The 25,325-nt window shown below is 64.4% G+C and carries 15 protein-coding genes and 1 pseudogene; 10 read left to right on the top strand and 6 right to left on the bottom strand.

Going from position 1 to position 25,325, the window contains the following annotated elements; all coding sequences use genetic code 11:
- Positions 1-274: 274 nt before the first annotated feature.
- Positions 275-477: pseudogene (locus JJ918_RS17280) on the top strand (IS6 family transposase); the annotation flags it as partial.
- Positions 478-642: 165 nt separating this feature from the next.
- Here JJ918_RS17280 and JJ918_RS16790 read toward each other — a convergent pair.
- The 5 genes from JJ918_RS16790 to JJ918_RS16770 are packed head-to-tail and all read right to left on the bottom strand — an operon-like array spanning position 643 to position 8,510.
- Positions 643-2,592 carry a serine hydrolase gene (locus JJ918_RS16790; protein WP_291889940.1) on the bottom strand — a complete coding sequence of 650 codons (1,950 nt, stop codon included), beginning with the start codon at positions 2,590-2,592 and terminating at the stop codon, positions 643-645.
- Positions 2,593-2,603: 11 nt separating this feature from the next.
- A complete protein-coding gene (locus JJ918_RS16785) occupies positions 2,604-4,088 on the bottom strand; it encodes a serine hydrolase (RefSeq protein WP_291889937.1) in 1,485 nt (494 codons plus the stop codon).
- Between the two features lie 50 nt (positions 4,089-4,138).
- Positions 4,139-5,698, bottom strand: coding sequence for an amidohydrolase family protein (locus tag JJ918_RS16780; RefSeq protein WP_291889934.1), 1,560 nt, complete (start codon positions 5,696-5,698; stop codon positions 4,139-4,141).
- A gap of 27 nt (positions 5,699-5,725) precedes the next feature.
- Positions 5,726-7,288 (bottom strand): serine hydrolase, encoded by a 1,563-nt coding sequence (locus tag JJ918_RS16775; protein WP_291889931.1) that lies wholly within the window; start codon positions 7,286-7,288, stop codon positions 5,726-5,728.
- Between the two features lie 28 nt (positions 7,289-7,316).
- Entirely contained in the window at positions 7,317-8,510 is a 1,194-nt protein-coding gene (locus JJ918_RS16770) for a membrane dipeptidase (protein ID WP_291889927.1), read from the bottom strand.
- A 157-nt stretch (positions 8,511-8,667) separates the two neighbouring features.
- On the opposite strand from JJ918_RS16770, the gene JJ918_RS16765 reads away from it, so the two are divergent.
- The 8 genes from JJ918_RS16765 (at position 8,668) to JJ918_RS16730 (ending at position 20,235) form a co-directional block, all read left to right on the top strand.
- Positions 8,668-9,381 carry a GntR family transcriptional regulator gene (locus tag JJ918_RS16765; RefSeq protein WP_291889925.1) on the top strand — a complete coding sequence of 238 codons (714 nt, stop codon included), beginning with the start codon at positions 8,668-8,670 and terminating at the stop codon, positions 9,379-9,381.
- Positions 9,382-9,610: 229 nt separating this feature from the next.
- Positions 9,611-11,950, top strand: coding sequence for a TonB-dependent receptor (locus JJ918_RS16760; RefSeq protein ID WP_291889922.1), 2,340 nt, complete (start codon positions 9,611-9,613; stop codon positions 11,948-11,950).
- Positions 11,951-12,078: 128 nt separating this feature from the next.
- Positions 12,079-13,203, top strand: coding sequence for a hypothetical protein (locus JJ918_RS16755; protein WP_291889920.1), 1,125 nt, complete (start codon positions 12,079-12,081; stop codon positions 13,201-13,203).
- Positions 13,181-14,269, top strand: a complete 1,089-nt coding sequence (locus JJ918_RS16750; protein ID WP_291889917.1) for a DUF1611 domain-containing protein — start codon at positions 13,181-13,183, stop codon at positions 14,267-14,269. Before JJ918_RS16755 ends, JJ918_RS16750 begins: the two co-directional genes overlap by 23 nt.
- Entirely contained in the window at positions 14,266-15,249 is a 984-nt protein-coding gene (gene dgcA / locus JJ918_RS16745) for an N-acetyl-D-Glu racemase DgcA (protein ID WP_291889914.1), read from the top strand. The genes JJ918_RS16750 and dgcA overlap by 4 nt, the downstream gene beginning before the upstream one ends.
- Positions 15,250-15,301: 52 nt before the next feature.
- Positions 15,302-16,438 (top strand): DUF819 family protein, encoded by a 1,137-nt coding sequence (locus JJ918_RS16740; RefSeq protein WP_291889911.1) that lies wholly within the window; start codon positions 15,302-15,304, stop codon positions 16,436-16,438.
- Positions 16,439-16,472: 34 nt separating this feature from the next.
- Positions 16,473-18,446 carry a serine hydrolase gene (locus JJ918_RS16735; protein ID WP_291889909.1) on the top strand — a complete coding sequence of 658 codons (1,974 nt, stop codon included), beginning with the start codon at positions 16,473-16,475 and terminating at the stop codon, positions 18,444-18,446.
- Positions 18,447-18,984: 538 nt separating this feature from the next.
- Entirely contained in the window at positions 18,985-20,235 is a 1,251-nt protein-coding gene (locus JJ918_RS16730) for an MFS transporter (protein ID WP_291889906.1), read from the top strand.
- Here the strand turns inward: JJ918_RS16730 and JJ918_RS16725 are convergent.
- The gene (locus JJ918_RS16725) at positions 20,201-21,127 is read right to left on the bottom strand and encodes a LysR family transcriptional regulator (RefSeq protein ID WP_291889903.1); all 927 of its coding nucleotides are present in this window, start codon (positions 21,125-21,127) and stop codon (positions 20,201-20,203) included. The two genes, JJ918_RS16730 and JJ918_RS16725, sit on opposite strands and share 35 nt — an antisense overlap.
- 313 nt (positions 21,128-21,440) lie before the next feature.
- Between JJ918_RS16725 and JJ918_RS16720 the strand changes: the two genes are divergently transcribed.
- A partial coding sequence (locus JJ918_RS16720; protein WP_291889900.1) for an S-layer family protein occupies positions 21,441-25,325 on the top strand: 3,885 nt, incomplete at its 3' end.

Here is a 25,325-nt window from a genome sequence, read left to right as displayed (position 1 = left end):
GATTTCCGGTGCGGCGCGGATCGACCGCCGCATGTCGGCGAATTTCGGCGTCGGGGTCGGCAGCGATACCGGCCATGTCGGCGCCCGCGCCGGCGTGCGGTGGGGCTGGTAGCCCCGCCGCGAAATTCGTCGGGTACCGGGATGGGTGGCGGCAGGCCGCTCCATTGTCTTTCCCGGTTCCCCGACGAAGTGGACGTTCCGACGGCGGCCAAGGCCAAGCCCGCCGTGTGGCGCTGTCGGAAGAAAATGGGTTTGAGCGGGCTGGCGTGTACCGATGCGAAATACGTTCCGGTACTTCAAAACCTCTCCCCCAGATCATCCGCCTCGCTGTGATGATGCGTGTTCGATTTGCGCTGTTGCTACGAAACGTAGACGACCTGCTGAACAATCGTGGCATTCACATAACGCACGACGTACGAGATAGCGCGGTTCTGGTGGAACCGGTTCGGACCGATCTTCGCGCAGTCGATCCGCAAGTGCCTGGGCCTCGCGGGACCAGTCCGGCTTAGTCTGACAGCACCGCTATTTCGCTCAGGCCGAAGCGGACCGGTCTCAAGAACTGGCCGCTCAATCGCGCACAATTCGCATTCTGTCACACGGGCCGACCGGACTGTGACTCTGAGTTCCGCGACTCGTCCACCCTCAGTCGGTTTCGGTGTACTGGTAGACGTGCTGGCTGTCGCGCAGGGTCAGTGTGCGGCGGCCATCCTGGGTTCCGACCTCGGCTTCCAGGCTGATGGCGCCGGGCCCGACCGAGACGATGGACACCGTGCCGTCGGGGTTCGAGCGGGTTGCCAGCGGCGCGCGGATCGAACCGGCCTCGATCCAGGTCTGACCCTCATTCTCGAAGATCGCGATGGTGCCGATGCCCGGGCTCTCATAGGCGGCCGCCAGCCCTTCCAGCACCGCGGTATCGCCGGGAATGTCCAGTCCCTGACGGCGCACTTGCGACTGGGCATCCAGGCGGGCCGCAGCGGCTTCCACCTGGCTCATCGCCTCGGGGTGCCCGTCATAGAGCACTTCGACCAGCCGCCGCAGGAAGGGCCGCAGCATGACAGCGCCGGTATCGGCATTGGTCATGATGACCGCGCCGACATCCGCTTCGGGCAGGGCATACCAATTGCTGTGATAGCCCAGCAGCGTGCCGCCATGCGTCACCACCGGCACGCCCCAGTGTTCCTCGTCGAACAGGCCCATCCCGTACCAGACGGTTTCGGCGACCTGCACACCGCGTTCACGCCGCGCCAGCAGGTTTTGCTCGCTGACCAGACGTTCGCCGTCCGGCGTCAGTCCGCGGGACAGTTCCAGCTGGACGTAGTGCGCCATGTCCGACGCCGTCGAGAAAGCGCCGCCGGCGGGACGATAGGGGTAGACGCCGCGGTTGAAATGGTTCGACATCACGGTCTGGTTGCCGTCGACGTCGAGTCCGTGCGGCGGTGCCCAATTGCCGGCCTCGCCCGCATCGAAGTCGAATGTCGTATCGGTCATGTCCAGCGGCTGGAAGATCAGCTCGTCCATGGCCCGGTCATACGCTGCGCCGATTTCCATGTCCGGATAGGCCAACGCGCCGCCGACATAGCCCGCCGCGGCAGCCATGTTGTTGTTATACTGGAAGAGTTCGCCGAAAGCGCTGGTCGGGGCCGTTTCCGACAATTGCCGGAACACATCCGAGGCCGGCGTGTCCTGATCGGCGAGGATGAAGCCCCAGTCCTTGCGGGGAAGACCGGTACAGGCGCACAGCAGGTGGCGCACAAGGGTTGCGCTCGTCGTGCTGTCCGAACCGAGCCGGAAGGAGGGATAGAGCTCGACAACCTGCTGATCCCAGTCGAGCTGTCCCCGGTCCACCAGGATGGAGAGCAGGAGGGTGGACATGCCTTTTGTGTTCGACGCGATCATGAAGCGCGTATCTGCATCGACCGGGGCCGGATCGTCGAGCGAGCGCACACCGACGCCGCCCTCGAACACAACCTCGCCCTGGTCGATCAGGGCGAGGCCGACACCCGGCACGTCCAGCGTCTCTGCCGCTTCCGCGACGAAGTCGCGCAGCAGGGCGATGCGCTCCGGCGTCAGGCGGTGGGCGGTGCGGTCCGAGAAGTCTTCCGGCTCATAGCCCTCGGCCTGGACGGAGTCGCGGGCCAGGGACACGGCGGCCGACCGGATATTCGCGGTCGACTGTGCGCCATTCACGATAACCACCGTCCACGCCTCGCCCTGACGCAGCGCCAGCGCATTGACGGTCGCCTGTTCGGACGGCGAGGTGGCGTAGCTGATGCTCACGCGCTGGTCCCAGCCATTTTCCGATGCGGCGGGCGTGGTGAGTTCGACGGTGCGTTGCGCGTCCGGCGCATAGACCTGCCAGGCAGCGCTCGCTGCGGCGAGGGCATCGTCTGCCGGGCCGACATCGACGACGGCAATGTCGAGATTACCCTCGGGCGCCGTGACGACGGAGAGGCCGTCGCGCTGGACGAGGCTCCAATCGTCCGGCTGGACGATGACGGGCGCGTCCCCGGATTGTGCGTAAGCCGGCACGGCCATGCAGGCTGCCATGAGGGCAAGCGCGGAGACGGCGGTTTTCAGGGTCGGCATGGACATGGAAGAACTCCTCAATCTGCGACGCGGTGATAGGCCATGTAGGGTTGGTAGCTGAAGGACAGCACGAGGCCGTCCTGTCCTGAATGGAACTGGACGCGGTCAAAGGGCCCGCCGGCCCGGGCTCCGGTGACCTTTTCGTAGGTCATCGGGCCGATCCGTTCCCAATAGGTGACGTCCTCGAGGAAGCGGATCCGGATCGCGTTCTCGCCGGCCTCTGTCACCTCGATATCGTATTCCTCCCGCGGCGGCCGCGAGTAGTCGCGCCGGTTCATGCGGTAGGCGCCGACGGGCAGGGCCTCGTCTTCTGCACGCGGCTCGCGCGGCGCCGGTGTTTGCGGGAAAACCCGGCCGATGATCGCATTGGTCAGGTCGGTACGTCCGACCGAGCTTTCATCCCCGCCTGTCACGGATACGAAGAAGCCGAAACCGGCTTCCGGTGCCAGGATCAGGTTGGAGTGGAAGTCGCCGGTATTGCCGCCATGCCCCACCAGGCGCGGGCCGCTCTCCTGCACGACATAGAAACCGTGTGCCATGCCGGGCAGTCCGGGCGCATTGCGCAGGGAGTCCTGCATCAGCAGCTCGACCGAGCCCGGTTCCAGAATGCGTGTCCCGTCAAGCTCGCCGCCATTGAGCAGGGCCTGGATGAAGCGTGCCATGTCGTGCGCGGTCGAGGTGCCGGAGCCGGCCGGCATGATGTTGCTGAACAGCTCGAAGGGCTGGGCGACAAGGCGTCCGCCCTCCAGCTCGTAGCCGGCCGCCATACGGCTTTCCAGATGGGCCGGCAGGGGTTCGCGGAATGTGGTGGACGTCATGCCGAGCGGTGTGAAAACATGCTCTTCGGTGTAGTCGGCAAACGGCTGACCGGAGACGCGCTCGACAATATAGCCCGCCAGGGCGACGCCATAATTGGAATAGGCGATTTCGGTGCCCGGCGCCCAGAGACGCTGGGGAATGTGCTGTCCGATCCAGGTGCCGTAGGGCGTGAGCTCGTCGACCGTAGCGACGCTGATACCGCTGACATCGCTCATGCCCGGGCTGTGGGTCATCAGGTCCCGCACCCGCACCGGCTGGCCCTCAAAGGGCGGAATTTCGAAGTCGATATAGGTGTTCACATCGGCGTCGAGATCGACCTGTCCGCCTTCCACCTGCTGCATCAGTGCCGTCCAGGTGAAGAGTTTGGAGACCGAGCCGGGCCGGAACAGGGTCGTCTCCGGGACAACGGCTTGTTCGGCATCGATATCGGCATAGCCATAGCCGGCCGAGAGCAGGAGCGTGTTGTCGTGAACCACGGACACGGTCGCGCCGGCGACTTCATGGCTGGCGATCTGCTGCGCCATCACGCCATCGATGAAGTCTGCCAGGCCCTCGATTTGCGGGCGCGCGGTCTCTGCCGGGGCGCCTTGTGCCGCTGGTTGGGCCAGAGCGGGCGGATATCCGGTGCAGGCCATCAGAGCGAGGGCCGCAGCTGCGCCTTTCCAGGCGTATCTGGTGTGCATGGTTTCTCCCCTTTTCCTGCAGCGCCCGGTTGAAGCCGGTATCGGCGGTCCTAGTCATTCTGCACGGTGCCGCGGATTGCCTGGCCGGGCAGGACGGCAGTGTCCAGCTCGCCCGCCCAGATGAGTGGCGTGCCGGCGACGATCACGTAGTGGAAGCCGGCGGACAGCTGTGCCGGTTCCTCATAGGTGGCGCGGTCGCTGACCGTGTCGAAATCGAAGATGACGATATCGGCGTCTGCGCCTTCCTGGAGACGACCCTTGGTGCGCATCTGCGGCACAGCCTCTTCCAGGATCTGCGCCGGGATGAGGCTGAGCTTGGCCAGCGCGTCACTCAGACCGATCATCCGGTTTTCACGCACATAGACGCGCAGGAATTTCGAGAAGGTCCCGGCGCTGCGCGGGTGCGATTCCGCAGCAGCGGGCAGCGGCCACTCCGTATCCGCGACGGGCTCGCCGCCCAGGCTCCAGCCTCCGCCATCCGATGCAATGGCCCCGCCGGGATAGAGGATGGACTGGGCCAGAAGGGCGCTGTCGTCGGCATTATGGTCGGGGTCGAGGAAGTGGACGACGATATCGGTATCCGGTTCTTCGGCCTGGAGGCGGTCGAACTCGGCATCGGACAGCGGGACACCGTCCAGCGTGAAGTCGGACTTCGAGATGTCGCCGAGCCGCGCCTGCCAGTTCTCGCCTTCGAACAGGGCCGTGCCGATCGCCGTCGAACCTGCGCCGTAGGGGTAGGCCTCGACCGTGATGTTGACGCCATTGGCCTGGGCGCTCTGGATCATCGGGCGGATTTCGCCGATATCACGCAGGCTGATGCTGTTGAGGTGGGAGATATGCATGTGTGCGCCGGTGGCGGCCGACACGGCAATCATCTCCTGGAAGCCTTCCAGCGAGCTGTCCGGTTCGATGTTCGACAGATAGCGCGCGTGGGTGAAGCTCGGCACGCCGCGGGCCGCGGCCAGCTCGTGCAGTGCGTAATACTCTCCGCGGCCGGAGCCCGGCACATAGCCAAGCAGGACGCCGATACCGATACCGCCCTCGTCCAGACCGGTTTCGACGCGGGCCAGAACCTCCCGCGTGTGTTCCGGACTGGCCGGCGTATATCGCCAGTCCGGAGCATCCGGCGCCATCTCGAACCCGTCCTCGTGATCGACGGGATCATGACCGGTCAGCGCGGCATAGCGCGCGCGGGACCAGTTCACCGAGGCGCCGTAATTGATGGGACGGCCTTCGGCTTGCGCTGCCGCGTAGAAGGCGCTGACCGGATAGACGCCGGACTCGAGTTCAAGCGCGGTGGTCACGCCATCGAAGGCCTGGACACGGCCGGCCAGAACGGACTGGCCGTGCGCGTGAAGATCGATGAAGCCCGGTGCAACGACCAGTCCCGCGGCGTCGATTGTGCGTTCGCCTTCGATCGCGTCTTCGGTGATTTCGACAATCTCGTCGCCGCGGATACCGACATTCCGGATGGCATCGAGACCCGTTTCCGGATCGATGACGCGGCCGCCCAGAATGGCGAGATCATAGGTCTCGTCCGCAGGGGTGCTCTGGGCGAGGGCGGCTTGTGTTGTGGCCAGGGCCAGGCAGATCGGTAGTGCCTTGATCATGATCGGGTCTCCTCTCTTGCCGTTTGCCTAGGGCTGTTTGGTGAAGTGGAGGTCGCCGAAATCGAACGAGAAGTCCGTCGTCTCCGAGACCGGCTCCATCGTCATGCCGGCGATGCGATCATCCGATGCCGTGAAGTCGACATAAGCGTCCGCATTCAGGCTGCGGTCGGGCCAGCGCGCGACAAAGCGGTCCGGTGCGACCGGCACCAGCGAGGCGTCGAGCACCTCCGAGCGGCTCATGTCGATGAACAGGCTGCCGTCGCGGATCTCGATCGAGACCGGGCCATACCACGGGTCGACATAGGTACCGGTATAGGCGGACAGATCGCGCACCGGATCGATGGCGATGTCGGGTTGGTCGCCGGCGCCGGAATCCTGGACTGCAGTTTCCTGGCTGCGCTGGTAGACGCCGTGCAGGACGCCGATCCAGTCGCTCGCCTCGTCGCCGGCAGCTGCCTCGGCAATTAGCTGCAACGCCAGGGCGGTGGAGCCATAGGTCGAAACGTTGGAGCTGACGAAGACGGCGATGTCCTGCTCCGGCAGGATGCCGAAATAAGAGGACGCGCCGAGCAAGCCGCCACTGTGTCCGACAAAAAGCTGGCCGTGCAGATCGCGCACCGACCAACCCAGGCCGTACAGCGAGAAATGTGTGCCGCCGAGCTGGGCGAGGAGCGGGCTCACGCTTTGCGGGGTCACCCCGGTCCAGACTTCCGCGAACTGGGCTTCGGAGAGCAGGCGGTTGCCGTCAGCCGTCACACCTTCATTGAGCCAGAACTGTGCCCAGGTCGTGAAATCGTCGACCGAACAGCTCAGCCCGCCAGCCGGTGACGTGCTGTCGCCGATAATGAAGCGCGGATCGATCGGTACAGCCTCGGTCTCACCGGGCGCGCGGGAGTGCTGGGTGACGGTGTTGTCGTCGGCGGCTGCTTCGGAGGGCAGCGCTTCACAGCTGTCCATCGCCAGCGGTTCGAAGATCCGCGCGTCGATCGCCTCTGCCCAAGGCCGGCCATCGGCGCGTGACAGCACCTCGCCGGCGATAATGTACATCAGGTTGTCGTAGGCATATTCCGAGCGGAAACTGGTTGCCGGCGGGATGTGGCGGATCGCGGCGAGGATATCGCTGACCTCGGGCTTGCCGTCGGGAAAGACCAGAAGATCACCCGCGCCGAGCGGCAGGCCGGACCGGTGCGTGACCAGATCGCGCACGCTGAACTCCGCGGTGATGTACGGGTCGGACATCTCGAATTCGGGGATGTAGCGGCGCACCGGATCATCCCAGTCGAGCACGCCTTCATCGACCAGCATGGCGAGCGCCGTCGTGGTGAAGGCCTTGCTGATCGAGGCAAAGGGGAAGAGCGTATCCGTGTCGACAGCGATGTCGGGATGGCGCACGTCGCGCTGCCCGTAGGCGCCGGTGTAGATGACGTCATCGCCGCGGGTGACGGTGACAACCAGTCCCGGGATGTCGAAGGCCTCGATGGTCTGGCGCGCGGCGCTGTCAACGCGTTCCGGCGTCAGGTCCTGTGCTGCAGCGTTTGCGCTCCCCAGCGCAAGGACGGCCGCTACCGTCGTCAGCAATGTCCGTTTCATACTGTTCCTCCCCGGCGTCTTAGCGCCCTTATGGTTTCCAGATCTCGCCGAGCACCCGTCTGAAATTGCCGCCCAGGATGAGGGCGATGTCGGCGTCGGAGTAGCCGCGCCGGATCAGGCCGTCTGTGAGATCGAAGATTTTCCGCGGATGGTCGAACCCGTCCGTATCGATCTGGCCGCGGAAGGCGTAGGATTCGTCATAGCCCCGCCGCAGCCGCTCGTAGGCGGCGGTCGGAACGTCGTCATATCCGTCGGCGTCCATATCGCTGCCGATGCCGACATGCTCGACGCCGATCAGATTGGCGACATAGTCGAAATGGTCGAGCATGTGCTCGATCGTGGTCGGTTCGCGATCGCGCACGAAATTGCGCACACCAGTGATGCCCATGACGCTGCCGGCCCGGCCCACAGCCTGGATGGCCTCGTCCGACTTGGCGCGGGGATGACCCCCGGCCAGGGCGCGGACATTGGAATGGGTGATCAGCGCCGGCACGTTCGAGATCTCGAACGCGTCCAGCGTGGTCCGGTCGCCGCAGTGCGACACGTCGACGGCCATGCCGACCGTGTTCATGCGATCGATGATCGCGACACCGAAATTGCTGATACCGCCATCCACCCGTTCGGTGGCGCCGCTGCCGATACGGTTCTGGGAATTATAAGTCAGCTGGCTGACGCGCTGGCCGAGATTGTAGAACTCGTTGACGTCGTTCGGCGTGTTGAAGTGGTGGGCGTTCTGGATGCCGATAATGTAGCCGATCCGGCCCTCGTCCATCACACGGTCGAAATCGGACACCGCATCAATACGGCGGAAGACATCCGGACGTTCTGCTGCATAGGCATTGAGCCGGGCAACGAAGGTGAGAGCGCTGTCGCGTCCGCCCAGGCCGACCGCCGGGTGAAAGACATTGATGCCAGAGGCGCGCAGCTTTTCCAGGTGCGCATCCGTGACCGCATAACCGTCATGGATCGAGGGCTGATCGCTGTAGCCGGCTTCCAGCATGTCGCCGAGATCGGCGAGCAGCGACAGCATGTCGATGACGAGATTTTCCTCGATCAGGGCAATCGCGCGGGCTGAATAGGTCGTCTCTGAAGCGGCAAACACCTTGAAATGCCCGGAATTCAGCATGGGTGCTGCGACCGCGGTGGCCAGACCGGCTTTCAGCAGGCCGCGGCGCGTGGCGCCGGAAGTGCGTGCGGTGCGGATTTGGGTGTCCTGCTTCATGCTAGCGGCTTCCTCATATGCGTATTCGCCGCTACGCTAACCGAAAGGTTCAAAATAATACAGCCTTAATTATCAATAAGGCTTCCATAAGCGGCGTTTGGGCGGCGTGATGGGGCGTCACACTTGCAGGAGCGCCGGCAGCGAGGCGATGAGCGGAATGAGTAATTCGGTGCAGAATCAGAAGAATAATCGTCAGAGTGTTGTCGACCCGGCCTCAGCCTACGATGTCATCATGGATGCCATCGTTACGCAGAAACTGGCGCCCAGCCAGAAAGTGTCGGAAAACATCCTGACCGAGATGTTCGATATCAGCCGCACAACGGCGCGGAATATCATGGAGCAGCTCACCGCCCAGCAATTCCTGGTATCGGTTTCGCCCCGGATCACGCGCGTCGCTCCGCTGACCCTGCTCGATGTGAAACAGAATTTCGCCATGCGGAAGATGCTCCAGCCGGAGATATTCGCGATGGCCGCATCCCAGGTGGATGTTGACCAGATCATCCGGATGAATGAGGAAACCGCGCACAAGGCCCCGGTGGATGATGACGAACAGGCGCTGCGTTTGCTCAAGGCAAACAAGCAGTTCAACGTCTTCATGGCGCAACAGGTTCGGTATCCGCTTCTGATCCACTGGATCCGCCAGCTGGAAGACACGACCATGCGTATCTACTGGCTGTATGTGAAACTGAACCGGACCTTGCCCTATACCTGGGAGCATCAGCGCGCGCTCGTCGAGGCCATCCGGCGCGATGCGTCAGACGATATCCGCGAACAGGTGCATCGCATCCTGTCCAGCTCGGAAGAGCGCTTGCTGGATGCGATCTTCATGCACGACCAGATGTACATGCAGGACCTCAAAGTCCCGGACTGACGCAGTCCGCGGTCGCGCTCAGGGTCTGGCTGTCTGGCGACTTTCCCCGCTTTTCAGAGAATTGCAGTGATTCCGTATACGTATGGAGTCCTGTTATCGGGTGCGCCCGGAGGTTCCTGCGGCGTCAGGCGAATCCGTGTCTTCCCAACCCGGTTTCGCTGCGTTATGGTGAAATAAGGCTGCGATAAATACTCGCTCTGCAGCCATAACGGGGGACAGGGAGGAAGCTATGTCTAGCCATTTCAAAATTGCTCTGCTTGCGAGCGTCGCGCTGGCTGCGCCGGTGGCGGCACAACAGGGCGGTCAGGCCGGCAGCGAACCGGAGACGGTGGACGACGTGATCACGGTGACGTCGCGGTTCCGCGAAGAGTCGGTGCAGGATATCGGTGCGAGTATTGTGGGCGTCTCGGGGGAGGATATGCGCCTGCACGGGATCCAGGACATCGAGGATCTCGCCCGCACGATTCCCGGCGTGGAGAATGTACGCACGCGCCAGAACTCGAACGACATCGCCATCCGCGGGGTTCGCAGTGCGGGCAGCGGCTATGAGACGAGCACGGTATTCAGCGTTTTCCTCGACGATGTGTCAGTGACGGGTTCGGGGAACATCCGCGACTTCAGCTCCGCCGACCTCAACCGCGTCGAGGTCATCCGTGGTCCGCAGCCGACCCTGTTCGGCGAAGGCGCCGTCGGCGGCGTGATCCGCTATTTCACCAATGATCCGGATCTCGACGGTCCTGCGATCACCGGCCAGGCCAATGGCCGGCTCGAGACGATCACGGATGGCGGTCTGGCCTATACGGTGGACAATGCCACCTCCTTCATCTTCGTTCCGGGCAAGCTGGGCCTGCGGGTTTCCGGCTTCATGCGGGAAGACGACGGCTTCATCGACAATCCGAGCGAAGGCGAGGACGTCAATGACTTCGAGACCGTTGGCGGCCGGGCCGTGCTGCTTGCACGGCCCACCGTGAATCTTGAACTGCGGCTTTCCGCCTTCCTGTCGCGCGACGAGCTCGGCGAGTCGACCCAGGTCGATCCCGGTTCGGACCCGGAAGACCTGACCTTCGCCGCCTCGCCGCTCTCCGGCAGCTACACGGACGATTTCGACCTCTATTCCGGCCGTGTTTCCTATGACATGGACTGGATGCAGGTGACGTCGATCACCGGCTATTACGAGCGCCGCACCTCCTCGTCGCTGTTCAGTGCGGGCAACTCCTTCGGGCTGGCGCCCTTCTTCCCGACCGTCGACACAACGTCTTTCTCGACCGGTTCGGGTGAGTTCGAGCAATGGTCGCAGGAATTCCGCTTCGTGTCCTTCCTGGACGGCCCGCTCAACTTCACAGCGGGTGCCTACTATCGCGACCGCTCCGAGACCAGCGGCCAGTTCCTGACGTGCGAAGGCTGCGTCACCGTCACGACGCCGCAAAGCGAGAACCTGGCAACCCGTCTTTCCGAGACCCAGACCGAACAGTATTCGGCCTTTGCCGAGTTCACCTTTGAAGTGACACCGCGTTTCCGCCTGATCGGTGGTGCGCGTTACGTCAACGATACGGTGACGGCGACGTTGATGCAGGACGACGTGGTGAACCTCGTTCCGCAATTCGACGGCAATGGCAATCTGATCCCGTGGACGGAAACCAATCCGATCGACTTCGTCAGCACGCTGGCCGTGCTGCAGGGGGCCGGCGTCGGGACGGTGTTCAATTTCGAACTCGAGGAATTCCTGCCGCGTGTCGGGGTTGAATACGAACTCAACGACGATGTGCTCCTCTATGCCAATGCCGCCCGCGGCGCCCGCAATGGCGGTATCGGCAATGCAATCGCGGCGCTGGGCGCGTCGGGCGGCGACCAGGATGTCTTCTTCGACAATCTGTCCTTCAACGACGACCAGGTCCTTTCCATCGACGCGGGCGTGAAAGCGTCCTGGTTCGGTGGCGATCTGATCACCAATGTGGGTGTGTTCCGCACGACCTACGAGGACACGCAGATCTGGGTGAACACGCCGGCCAACAACACGATCAACGGTCCTGACCAGACGATCTTCGGCATGGAAGTCGAGACGATGCTGCAGGTCAGCGAAAATCTCTCGACCTTCCTGAATCTGGCAGTGGTCGATGCCGAGTTCGAGACGGGTACCGTCATCACGGCCGCGCCGGGAGGTTCGGTCGGCGCCTTCGACCTGCAGGCCGGAAACCAGCCGGCGAACATCCCGGAATTCACCCTGTCGACGGGCTATACCTATACCCGTCCGCTGGGGTCGAATGGCTGGATGTTCACCTCGACCGGTTCCTTCCAGTACATCGGTGAGCGCTACTCCGACGTCCAGAACTACCCGTCGGCCCGGCTCGACACGCTTGAAAGCCTCAATCTGAGTGTCGAGCTGTCGAACGATGTCTGGTCGGTCGGACTGTTCGGAACCAACCTGCTCAACGACATCGAAGCGGTCAGCATCGGCTCCAACCCGCTGCAGCAATTCATCACTGCGGACGGCGAGCTGGATGCGCCGGTCATCGGGACGAGCGTGAACCGGCCCCGGACGATCGGGGTGCGAGCCAGCTTCCGCTACTGATCGCGCGGACCGACCTGCCCTGCAACGCGTCAGCGCCCTGCAGGGCAGGTCCCGCCCGGTGGCAGACAGCGGCAGACGGCCGCGCCTGCCCCGTCCGAAATCACGAACAGACCCAACCAGGAAGCGTGATGAACACGGTCTTCAGAACCTACCTATTGCCGGGACTCGTCTTTCAGTCCGTCATTATCGGTGGCGGCTACGGCACCGGGCGCGAGATTGCCGAATTCTTCCTGTCGCACGGGGCCGTCGGCGGATTGCTGGGCCTGATGACGACCGCTGCAGTCTGGGCCGTCCTGCTGGCCGTGGGCTTCGAGTTTGCGCGCCTCGTAAAAGGCTATGACTACCGCACCTTCTTCCAGGCGCTTCTGGGGCCGTTCTGGCGGTTGTTCGAGATTCTGTACGTACTGATCGCCCTGCTCGTGCTGTCGGTGCTCGGTTCGGCGGCCGGGCACATGGTGGCGGAAGCCTTCGGCGTCTCCACCGTCATCGGCTCGCTCGGCCTGTTGCTGGCGATCGGTGCCCTGGCCTTCTTCGGCAGCAAGGCCATTGAACGCATCATGGCCTGGTGGTCGCTGCTGCTCTACGCGCTGTACGCCATCTTCTTCGTCTATGTGTCCGTCACCTATGGCGACGCTATCGCGACCTCCCTGGGCGAGGGCGCTCGCACGGGCGGCTGGCTGCTCGATGGCGTGCGCTATGCGGCCTACAATCTGATCGCCTTCGCCGCCGTTCTCTTCGTGCTGCCGCAACTGGAGACCCGCCGCGACGCGCTCGTCGCCGGAGCTCTTGCGGGCGCGATCAGCATCGTGCCGGGCATACTGGTCTTCGTGGCCATGCTGGCCCGCTATCCGGAGATCCAGGACGAGGCCGTTCCGGTCGTCTACCTGCTCCAGCTCCTCAATGCCGTCTGGCTGACCATCCTGTTCCAGGTCGTCCTGTTCGGAACCTTCGTGGAGACCGGCGTCGGCATCATTCACGCCATCAATGAACGCATCGGCGCCGCCATGAAGTCGGCCGGGCGTGCCTTTTCCAGGCGGGCCCGTCTCGCTGTTGCCGTCGCGCTGCTCGCGACCGCGATCTTCCTCGCGGAAGCGATCGGGATCATCGATCTGATCGCCAGCGGCTACGGCCTCCTGTCCTACGCCTTCATCGCCATCGTCGTTCTGCCCCTGCTCACGATCGGCGTCTTCAAAATCGTGACCGCAACGCCCAGCCAATTGGAGGATCACCGTGTCTCTCGCCAGCAGAACTGAGGATACGCACACCGCGTCATCACACGCCGACGGGCTTGCCACGGTACAGTTGCGCGCGCCCTATCTCATCTATTTCGGCAATGTGCCGGATACCGGACATGCCAAGACGGGGCTGGGTCTCATCCAGTGGCGGCGCGAGCAATGCGCTGGCCAGCTGCGGTCGCCTGGGTGCAAGGTCGATGGCGGTCTGACCGATATGTCGGTCGCCGAGGCGGCGCGGGCAGGCGTCGGCTCGATTGTCATCGGCGTCGCTTCGGAAGGCGGCTCCATCCCTGATGCCTGGGTCGGTGATCTGGCCGAGGCGGCCCGGGCGGGCCTGGACGTGGTATCGGGCATGCATGTCCGGCTCTCCGACTTTCCGGAGATCGTCGCGGCCGCCCGGGCTTCCGGTGCGCGGCTGATCGATGTCCGCACCCCGCCGCGTCATCTGCCCATCGGCACCGGGCGCAAGCGCACCGGTAAACGGCTCCTAACCGTGGGCACCGACTGCGCGGTCGGAAAGAAATACACCGCCCTGGCCATCGAGCAGGAAATGCGCGCCCGCGGCCTCGACGCCGACTTCCGCGCGACGGGCCAGACCGGGATCATGATCGCCGGTCAGGGCATCCCGCTCGATTGCGTCGTGTCCGATTTCCTGTCCGGCGCGGCGGAGCTTCTCTCCCCCGATGCTGCTGACGATCACTGGGATATCATCGAGGGGCAGGGCGCCCTGTCTCACCCCAGTTTTGCCGGTGTCAGCCTGGGCCTGCTGCACGGGTCCCAGCCGGACGCCCTGGTGTTGTGTCACGACCCATCGCGCGAGTTCCTGCTGGGTACGAGCGCGCGCCGCGAATATCCGGTCCTGCCGGTGACCGAAAGCATCGCGCAGTGCCTGACCTTCGCGCGCCGGGTCAATCCGCAGGTCCGTTTCGTCGGGCTCTCGGTCAACACCTCCATGTTGCCGGATCCGGACCGCCGTGTGCTGCTGGCCGATCTGGAACGCCAGACCGGCCTGCCGGCGATCGACCCGATCCGGGATGGCGCGGCCCGGATTGTCGATGTCCTCGTTTCGGGAGACGCAGCATGAGTGTGCGTCTGGGGGTTCACCGCGAGAGCTGGCCGATGAAGGCGCCCTTCGTCATCACCGGCCATGTCTTCGAAAGTCTCGAATCCGTTGTGGTCACGCTGGAAAGCGATGGTGCCGAAGGCCGGGGCGAGGGCGTGCCGGTCTACTATCTCAATGAAAGCGCGCCGGAGATGCTGGACCAGATCGAGGCGATCCGTCCGGAGATCGAGCGTGGTCTCACGCGCGAGGCCTTGCAGGAAGCGCTGCCGCCGGGCGGCGCGCGCAATGCCGTCGACTGCGCCATGTGGGATCTGGAAGCCAGCCGCGCGGGCAAGTCGATCTGGGATCTGACCGGTATCGCCCCGCAGGACCGCCGCACGGCCTACACGCTCGGCATCCAGGAAACGCCGGAACTGATGGCCAGGCAGGCCAAACAGGCCCAGGGTTATCCGCTCCTGAAGATCAAGCTGAACGATGTCGAGCCGGTCGAACGGGTCACCGCGATCCGCAAGGCCAGACCCGACGCCGAACTGATCATCGATGCCAATCAGGGCTTCTCCATGGAGCAGCTGCAACAGGTCCTCGGGCCGTTTGCCGAGCTGGGTGTGGCGATGGTCGAACAGCCGCTTCCGCGCGCCGCCGACGAGGCGCTGGAAGGCTTCCGCTCGCCGATCCCGCTGTGTGCCGACGAGAGCTGCCTGCATCGCGGCGAATTGCCGGCGGCGCTCAAGCGCTATGACATGATCAATATCAAGCTGGACAAGACCGGCGGCCTGACCGAGGCGCTGGCGCTTGCCCGCGAGGCGCGCCGGGCCGGCAAACGGCTGATGGTCGGCAATATGCTGGGCACATCGCTCTCGATGGCACCGGCTTTCGTGATCGCGCAATTGTGCGACTTCGTCGATCTCGACGGTCCGCTGAACCTGAAATCCGACCTGCCCGGCGGCATGCTCTATCGCAGCGGCTGCGTGGGCGCACCCCAGGCCGGGTTGTGGGGATGAAGCCCGGTCCGCAACATAATCCCGGCGCCGCGCGTGCCGGATTGGCAAGGCTATGATCGCGCCGGACAACATATTCGGCCTGCTCGCGGCTCTCCTGGCGATCTGCGCCCTGGCCGCCGGTCTGGAACAGACACGCTGGGGCAAACGCCTGTCCGGCGCCGGTATCATCCTCCTGACCGCGCTGGTGGCTGCCCAGTTCGGCGTGCTGCCGAGATCGGCGCCGCTCTACGGCGCGATCTGGACCTATCTCGTTCCGCTGGCGATTGCGCTCTTCCTGCTGAAGGCCGACCTGGTCCGGGTATTCAGCGAGGGCGGCCGTGTGCTGGTGGCCTTCCTGGTCGGCATGGCCGGCACGGTGTTCGGGGCCTGGCTGGCGACGCTGCTGGTCGATCTCGGTGATAGCGAGGCGGCTATCGCGGCCGTATTCACCGCCACCTATACCGGCGGTTCCCTGAACTTCGTTGCCGTGGCGGAAGCCGTCGGCTTCGACGACAGCTCCCAGCTCTCCGCCGCGCTGGCGATCGACAATATTCTCGGCGTGGGCTTCATCATTCTCCTGAACCTGGCCGCCGGCTGGTCGCTGCTGCAGCGCCGCTATGGCTGGCGGATGGATGAAGTCGTGCACACCGGACCGGACGATGCGGCCGGCGCCGGTTCCGGCGGCAGCCTGTTTGCGCTGACGCTTGCCCTGGCACTCGCCGCCGGGGCTGTCGCTGTCAGCGCCATCATCGCCGACGCGCTCGGTATCTCCGACTACCGCCTCCTGGTCATCACCGTGCTGGTCACGGCGGTTGCGACCGCAGGCCGGTGCTACCTGTCCCGCCTGTCCGGCGAGGACATCCTGGCGATGATGTTCATGTACCTCTTCTTCGCCATCATCGGCGCGGGGGCTGATGTGATGGAGATGCTGTCCGCGGCGCCCGGCATGTTCGTCATGGTCGGCTGCATCTTCGTGTCGCACCTGGTCTTCATGCTCGTCGCCGGCCACCTGCTCAAGCTGAACTATGCCGAGCTGGTCACGGCGTCGCTCGCCTGCATCGCCGGACCGCCTATCGCGGCGGCGATCGCGATCCTCTTCAAATGGCGGAACCTCGTCGCGCCGGGAATTCTCACCGGGATCCTCGGCTATGTGCTCGGTAATTTCGTCGGTATCGGGATTTTCGCCCTGCTGGGCGGCAGCACCCCGTGACCGCATTGTTTGTACCACCAGGATGGAGGCTGGCATGCCTTTGAAAACGCGAATGAAGTGGCTGGCGGGGGCACTGGGGGCGTTGAGCTTCGCCACCGCCTTTGCGCAGGACGAGACCGTTGATCCGGCCGCCGTGCCCCCGCCTCCGGCCGCAGCGGTCGAAACGGCGGAGACCGGACAGCCCAGCCTGACCCGGAGCGACGTCGATGCGTGGCTGGACGGCTTCATGCCCTATGCCATCGCAGAGGGCGATATCGTCGGCGCGCAGGTCACCGTGGTGCGCGACGGGGAAATCCTGACCAGCCGGGGTTTCGGCTATGCCGACCTGGCTGAGCTCCAGCCTGTCGACGGCTATGACACGATGTTCCGGCCGGGCTCGATCTCCAAGCTCTTCACCTGGATTGCCGTGATGCAGCAGGTCGAAGAGGGCCGCATCGATCTGGATGAGGACGTCAATACCTATCTCGATTTCGAGATCCCGCACACGTTCGGCGAACCGGTCACCATGCGCAATCTGATGACCCATACACCGGGCTTCCAGGAGCGTTTCCGCAATCTGATCATCGGCGATCCGGAACTGGCCCTGCCGCTGGAGGACTTCCTGAAGCAGGCGCCGCCGCCCTCGCAGATCTTCCCGCCCGGCGAAACGCCCGCCTATTCCAACTACGGCACGGCGCTGGCCGGCTATATCGTCCAGCGGCTCACGGGCGTGGCCTTCGAGGACTACGTCGCCGAGCGCATTTTCGAGCCGATGGGCATGCAGCGGGCGACTTTCCACCAGCCGCTGCCGGAGCAGTTCGAGCCCTACATGTCGAACGGCTATCTCAACGCCGCCGACGGCGAGCCCCAATATTACGAGATCGTCCCGATGGCGCCGGCCGGTTCGCTGGCGGCCAGCGGCGAGGCGATGGGGCGGTTCATGATCGGCCTGCTCGAGCGCAATCCGGACGTGCTTGCCCCGGCGACCTGGGAGCAGATGTACGAGACCGTGTATCAGCTGACCCCGCCGCTCAACGCCATGGCGCTGGGCTTCTGGGAACTGGACAAGGGCAGCCTGCGCATTCGCGGCCATGGCGGCGATACCGGCTTCTTCCACTCTGATCTCAACGTGCTGATCGATGAGGGCGTGGGCATCTATGTCGTCGTGAACTCCTCCGGTGAGGGCGCCGGCACACTGCGCTTTTCGCTGACGGCGGCCTTTGCCGAACGCTACTTCCCCGAGACTGTCGAGCCGGTCGGTCCGCGTCTGGACACGGCCAGCGAGCACGGTGCGATGGTGGTGGGCGAGTATGAAAGCTCGCGCACGGTGGTGACGAATTTCGCGGCGATCCTGCGCTTCCTCGGCCAGGAAAGCATCACCATGAATGCCGATGGCGACCTGGAGTATGCGCTGTTCGGCAAGCCGGCAGTGTGGCGCGAGGTCGAGCCGTTCGTCTGGCGTCATGTCGGCGGCTATGAACGGATGGCCGCGGTCTTCGATGATGACGGTTCGCTGGACTACATCACGTTCGAACCGGTCTCGCCGATCATCCATCTGATCCCGGCGCCGTGGTACCGCGCAGGCTCGCTGGTCATGCCGCTCCTGTCGCTCGCCCTGGGGGTCCTTCTGGTGACGCTGCTCCTGTGGCCGGTCCGGGCTGTCGTGCGCTGGCGCTATGGACAGGCGTTTGCGTTGAGCGGCCGGGAGGCGATGTCCTACCGGCTGGTGCGGATCGGTATCGCGCTGGTCTTCGTCTTCCTGATCGCCTGGGTGCTGCTCTTCCAGGCGCTGTTCACCGACCTGTCGGGACTGGGGTCCGGCTTCGGCACCCAGCTCTTCGTGACGATGGCGACGCAGCTCCTGCTTTATGCGGCCTTCGCCATGGCGCTGTGGAATGCCTTCACCGTCTGGCAGGGCCGGCAGAGCTGGTTCGCCAAGCTGTGGAGCCTGGTGCTCGCCGTGGCGATCCTGATCGTGATCCTGTTCGCGGCCCTGAACGGACTGCTCAGCTGGGAGACCAATTTCTGACGCTACCCCTCCGACTGACGGGTGCCGGACGGTGTCAAACCGTTCGGCACCCGGGTCTTTTGGTGGCTCGAACCGTGTGCACACCAGCCCCATTGGTGCGACATAGTGTGTACATGGAGGGGGCATAGCAGAGGCATACTTCCCCCTTTGTGTTTGGCGGATGCGCCCCGCTTCCGGCGCGACAAGACTTCGCCCGAACTCATGCGCTTGGCGGCAATGATGAGCGACCGCATTTTCCGCTTTTGCTGCGGAATGCGGAAGACGAGTTTCATGAACGCCACATCTGTCGACGCCCGGATTTCACGGAGCACCGCTCCGTCGCCCTGGCCGAATGGCGTCAGCTTGCAGCTTGATGCAGGCTCAAACTCGGACTTTCGAGACCAGTCCGGCTTTATCTGACAGCACCGTCGGTGTCCTGGCTTGCGGGTCTGCGCCCTCGGCCTGGCCGAACGCGCGGGCCTGCAGCCTGCGTCTTCGCCTTTCACGTCCGGACAGGCGTGGTAGACCGGCATGGGAGCGACTGTCGGGCCGGGAAATAATGTCCGGAAAATCGAATACTTATGCGCTGGGCGTGCTGACCGCGATGTTTGCGGTCAATCAGCTCGACCGCAATATCCTGGCGGTCACGCTCGACCAGATCGGCGCCGAGTTTGCGCTGACCGATACCCAGCTCGGCCTGTTGTCCGGGGCGCTGTTCGCCATTGTCTATGCGCTGTTCGGATTTCCGGTCGCCGGGCTCGCCGCGCGCGGTAATCGCCGCAACATCATATCCGCGGCCACCGCCGTCTGGAGCGTGCTGACCATTGCGATGGGCTTTGCGCAGAATTTCGCGCAACTCGTGCTGGCCCGTCTCGGTGTCGGTATCGGCGAGGCGGGTGCCGTGGCGCCGGCCCATTCGATGATCTCGGATTTCTATCCGCCGGAAAGGCGGACATCGGCCATGGCGACCTTCGCGGCCGGCGCCAATATCGGCGTGCTGCTGGCCTTTCTCGTTGGCGGGATTGCGGGGCAGGTTCTGGGCTGGCGCTGGGCCTTCGTCATTGCCGGCGTGCCGGGGCTGATACTGGCGCTGCTCCTGCGTTTCACGGTGGCCGAGCCGCACCGCGCAAGCGCAGCCATGCCGGCCCGGCCGGGATCGCTTTTCCTTCGCACATGCCGCACCATCCGCAACGATACGGGCCTGTTCCACGCCCTGTGCGGACTGGCGGTCACCGGCATCGTCACTTTCGGGGCGCTCGCCTGGACCGCGACCTTCATCATCCGGGCACACGGGCTCAGCCAGGCGCAGACCGGTATTTTTCTCGCGCTCGGCGTCGGCATACTCGGCGGGGTCGGCACGTGGGCCGGCGGCGCGATTGCCGATCGGCTGGGCGGACAAAACCCGCGCTGGCGCCTCGGCGTCGTCATCGCGGCAATCCTGATCGCCAAGCCCTTCGCGATCGGTTTCCTGCTGTTCCCGTCGGCCGTGCCGGCGCTCGCCTGCCTCGTGATCTCGGGCAGCATGGCCACCGTGTTCTGGGGGCCGACCTACGCTTTCCTTCATTCGCGGGTCGAGCCGCACATGCGCCCCATGGCGACGGCGATCTATCTGTGCGTCTTCAATATCGTGGGTGTCGGTGTGGGGCCGACCGTGATCGGGCTCGCCAGCGACACGCTGTTTGCCGGCCACGGGGTGCGGTCGCTGGGCCATGCCATCCTGCTCGTCCAGGTCGGCGGTGTCTGGGGTGCCTGGCACTACTGGCGGGCGATGCGGACTATCGGTCCGGCGCCTGCGCCGAAGCCGCATTGAGCGCGACGGCTATCTCGCCCCGCAGCCAGCGATGGCCGGGGTCATTCGTGCGGCTGGTCTTCCAGGTCATGTAGATCCGTTCGTCGGGATAGGCGAAGGGCAGATCGTAGAGCGCCAGCGGATAGTTGCGCGCAATCACCCGTGCGAAGGCCGTCGGCAGGGCGGCGACCAGATCCGTCGTCATCAGGATGTGCGGGAAGGACCAGAACTTGGTGACGGAGTACGCCACGTGCCGCTGGATATCGAGCCGGCGCAGCGCTTCTTCCAGCCGCGACAGCGCCCGCATCCGCGGCACCAGTGCGATATGGCCGAGCCTCTGGAAATGGTCGAGGGTGAAGGCCCCGTCGATGGCCGGATGGTCGTTGCGCGCGACCATCGACAGGTGAACCGGTGCCAGGGCCTCGCATTGCGTGTCCCGGCTCTCCGTCAGGAAGCCGGAAATCACCAGGTCGAGCGATCCGTCGTTCAGCCCGTCGCTCATCGGCGTGTTCACGATGGCCAGGTTTTCGATCGATATGGATTTGTGGTCCTGTATCCGGCGGATCACGTGCGGCATGATGATGGGCTCCATCGCATCGAGCACGACGAGGCGGAAATGGCGGCTTGATCTTGCCGGGTCGAAACTGTCGCCCGGCGCCACGCCGCTTTCGATCATCTGCAGCGCTTCGCGCACCGGCCCGATCATCTGCATGGCCCGCGGGGTCGGGTGCACGCCCCGTCCTGCGCGCACGAAGAGCGGATCGTCCAGACTGTCGCGCAGGCGCCGCAAGGCGTTGGAGATTGTCGGCTGGCTCATGCCCAGCCGCCGGGCGGCCTGGGAGATATTGCCGGCCGAATAGACCGCTTCGAAGACAACCAGCAGGTTGAGGTCCAGGTTTTTCAGCTCCGACATCGGGCCGCCCTCGCTTTGTTATTCCCGATGGGAATGTAGTCCATTCGAATTATTTGGCTATCGGGTAGTTTCAGAATTTGTAAAGGATTGCGCGCGGCGGCGAAAACCTTGCCGGCGCGTGGGATCGAGGCGGTTCGGCGCCGGGACGGCCGAAGCGGAAGCGTGGGCAAGTAAGTCTATGAAAAATCGGGTTTCTGTGAAGCCGGACGGCGCGAAGCCGTTGTCCGGGGCGGTGGATTTTTGTGCCCGCGCGAAGCGCGCAGGCTCGGCTGTTGCGCGCGTACTGGCACTGGCTGCTGCGGGACTGGGCGCAATGGCGGGGGCCGCGCAGGCCCAGGGCTGGAGCAACCCGTCCGTCAGCCTGTCCCTGCCGTCAGACGGCAGCTGCATCGCCGGTCCGTATGCCAACAACACCGTGACGCAGATCGAGGCCGAGTGGACAGCCTTCAACAATGATTCCAGCGCCGGCCGAGCCATTCAGCTTGTCGTGTGGCGCGAGTTGGATGGCGAGATCCGGTCGTCGGGCGGCGTTGCGACGAACGCGCCGACCGGGCAGTTGCCGTTGCAGCAAGATACATTTTCCGTAGACAAAGACTACGATCTGGTGAGCGGCACTGATGCATACATCGCGCTCTATGATTACTGGGCCTCGGGTAGCGTCTGGTCTAACACGACCGCTCCTTTTAATGCGGCGGACTTGTCCCCCCCTGTGCAGGGGGCGTCCGGCTATGCGATGATCGACATGACGACCGATCCCGATTGCGTTGCGACGCCGGAGATCGGCGTGACGGGCAATGGCACGGACATCGCTGATGGCGACGGCTCGCCGGGCTCCGTCGATCACACCGATTTCGGCGCGGTTGCGGTCAGCTCGGGGACGGTGTCGCGCACCTTCACCATCACCAATTCGGGCTCCGGCACGCTGACGCTGGGCAGCAATGCGGCCAGCCTTTCAGGCAGTCACGCTGCAGACTTCTCGATCACCTCGCAGCCCGCAACCAGCGTCGCATCCGGCGGCGGTACGACGACCGTCACAGTCCGGTTCGACCCGTCGGTCGTTGGCACGCGTGACGCGACTTTGACGATCACCAATAATGACGCCGACGAGTCGCCCTACAATTTCGCGATCCGGGGTACGGGGACCGGTGCGCCCGAGATTGCCGTGACCGGCAATGGCGTGAATATCGTAGATGGCGACGGTTCGCCGACAGCGGGTGACCACACCGATTTCGGATCGGCCGATATCAGCAGCGGTACGGTTTCGCGCACTTTCACCATCACCAATTCGGGCAGTACCACGCTGACCCTCGGCAGCAATGCGGCCAGCCTTTCGGGGGCCCATGCCGCAGACTTCTCGATCACTTCGCAGCCGGCGACCAGCGTCGCTGCCAGCGGCGGCACGACCACCGTCACGGTCCAGTTCGACCCGTCGGTGGTGGGTTCGCGCATCGCGGGTCTGTCGATCGCCAACGATGACAGCGACGAGTCGCCCTTCAATTTCACGATACTGGGTATGGGCACCGGCGCGCCCGAGATTGCCGTGACCGGCAATGGCACGAATATCGTTGATGGCGACAGTTCGCCGTCATCCGGGGATCATACCGACTTCGGATCGGCCTTTATCAGCAGCGGTATGGTGAGCCGCACTTTCACCATCACCAATTCGGGCAGTACCACGCTGACCCTCGGCAGCAATGCGGCCAGCCTTTCGGGGGGCAATGCCGCCGACTTCTCGATCACCTCGCAGCCGGCGACCAGCGTCTCTGCCGGCGGCGGCACCACGAGCGTGACGGTCCGGTTCGATCCTTCGGCCCTGGGCACGCGCAGCACGAGCCTGTCGATCGTCAGCAATGACAGCGACGAGTCGCCCTTCAACTTCACGATTCAGGGTACGGGCACCGGCACGCCCGAGATTGCCGTGACCGGCAATGGCGTGAATATCGCCGATGGCGACAGTTCGCCGTCATCCGGGGATCACACCGATTTCGGATCGGCCAATCCCAGCGGCGGCACGGTCAGCCGCACCTTTACCATCACCAATTCGGGCACCGACACGCTTGTACTCGGTTCCGGCGCGGTCAGTGTCTCCGGCGTCAATGCGACGGACTTTTCGGTTACCGCGCCGCCGGCAACGAGTGTCGCGGCAGGGGGCGGGACCACAACCTTCACCGTTGAGTTCGACCCTTCGATCACGGGCGTGCACTCCGCAACGCTGTCGATCGCCAACAATGATGCTGACGAGTCGCCTTTCGACTTTGCCGTTCGGGGAATTGGCGAGGATCTGACGGCGCCGTCGGGCTATGCGGTGGCCTTCAACCAGCCTTCGGTCAATGCGGCGAACGAGACGGCGGTGTCCTTCGACTTTGGGGGTGCCGAGGTGGGTGCGGATTACAACTACACGATCAGCTCCAACAATGGCGGCACGCCGGTCAGCGGCTCGGGCACGATCGTCACGGCGACGGACACGATTTCCGGGATTGATGTGTCCGGCCTGAATGACGGCACACTGACCCTGTCGGTGACGCTGACGGATGGCAGCGGCAATACCGGTTCGGCTGCGACCGACACCGCAAGCAAGGACGCGACGGCGCCCTCCGGTTATTCGGTGACCCTCGGCCAGGACCCGGTGACGGCGGCGAACGAGACGGCGGTGTCCTTCACCTTTGCCGACGGGGAAGCCTCGGCGGACTACGCCTACACGATCAGTTCGAACAATGGCGGCGCGAATGTCACGGGCAGCGGGACGCTGAGCGGAGCGACGGATACGATCTCCGGGATCGATGTGTCCGGCCTGAATGACGGCACGCTGACCCTGTCGGTGACGCTGACCGATCCGGCGGGCAATACCGGCGCGGCGGCCACCGACACGGCGGAGAAGGATGCCGATGCGCCGTCGGGCTATTCGGTGTCTTTCGACCAGGCTGCGGTCAATGCCGGCAATGCCGATTCTGTTTCCTTCACCTTCGCCGGTGCTGAAGTCGGGACGGACTACGACTACACGATCACCTCGTCGCATGGCGGCGGCTCGGTCACCGGGTCCGGCACGATTGCGACGGCGACCGACCAGATCGGCGGCATTGACGTGCTCAGCCTCGTCGACGGTACGCTCACCCTGTCGGTGAGGCTGACCGATAGCGGCGGCAATACCGGTTCCGCTGCGACGGCCACCGTCTCCAAGGACGTGGTGGTGCCGTCCGGCTATACTGTCTCCCTGGACCAGGACCCGGTGACGGCGGCCAATGTCAACGCTGTCTCCTTCACCTTTGCTGGCGCCGAGGTCGGGGCCGATTACGACTATACGATCACCTCTTCGGGCGGGGGCGGATCGGTAACGGGATCCGGCACGATTGCGACCGCGACCGACCAGATTTCCGGGATCGATGTGTCCGGCCTGCCGGACGGGACGCTGACACTGTCCGTCACCCTGACCGACCCGGCGGGCAATACCGGCTCGGCTTCCACCGATACGGCCGCCAAGGACGCGGCCGCGCCTTCGGGTTATTCGGTGTCCTTCGATCAGGATCCGATCGGTGATGTGGACGATGCCGCCATATCCTTCACCTTCGCCTCCGCGGAGGTGGGTGCGGACTATGATTATACGATCACCTCCTCGGGCGGGGGTGGATCGGTGACGGGGTCCGGCACGATCGCAACGGCGACCGACCGGATCGGCAGTATCGACGTGTCGGGCCTGCCGGACGGCACGCTGACCCTGTCCGTCACCCTGACGGACAGCGGCGGGAATGCGGGCGGCGCGGCGACGGATACGGTGACCAAGGACACCACGGCACCGGTGGGCTTCTCCGTGTCCTTCGACCAGGATCCGGTAACCGGGGCCAGCGAGAGCGCGGTCTCCTTCACCTTTGCGGGCGGGGAGGTGTCGGCCGACTATAGCTATACGATCTCGTCGGATGGCGGCGGCACGAATGTTACCGGCAGCGGGACGCTGGCTGGCGCGACGGATCAGATCACCGGGATCGACGTGTCCGGCCTGGGCGACGGTACGCTTACCCTGTCTGTGACACTGACCGATGGTGCCGGGAATGCCAGCGGTGCGCAGACCGACACGGCAACCAAGGACACCAATCTGCCGGGCTTCTCCAAGGCTTTTGCGCCGGCGACCATCCTGGTCGCAGATGTGTCGACGCTGACTTTCACGGTCGATAACACTTCGGTCGCGGTCGGCGTCAGCGCGCTC

Origin of the sequence: Maricaulis sp., from assembly GCF_017642925.1 — a bacterium.
GTDB lineage: Bacteria > Pseudomonadota > Alphaproteobacteria > Caulobacterales > Maricaulaceae > Maricaulis.
This window is presented reverse-complemented; position numbering and strand designations above follow the sequence as displayed.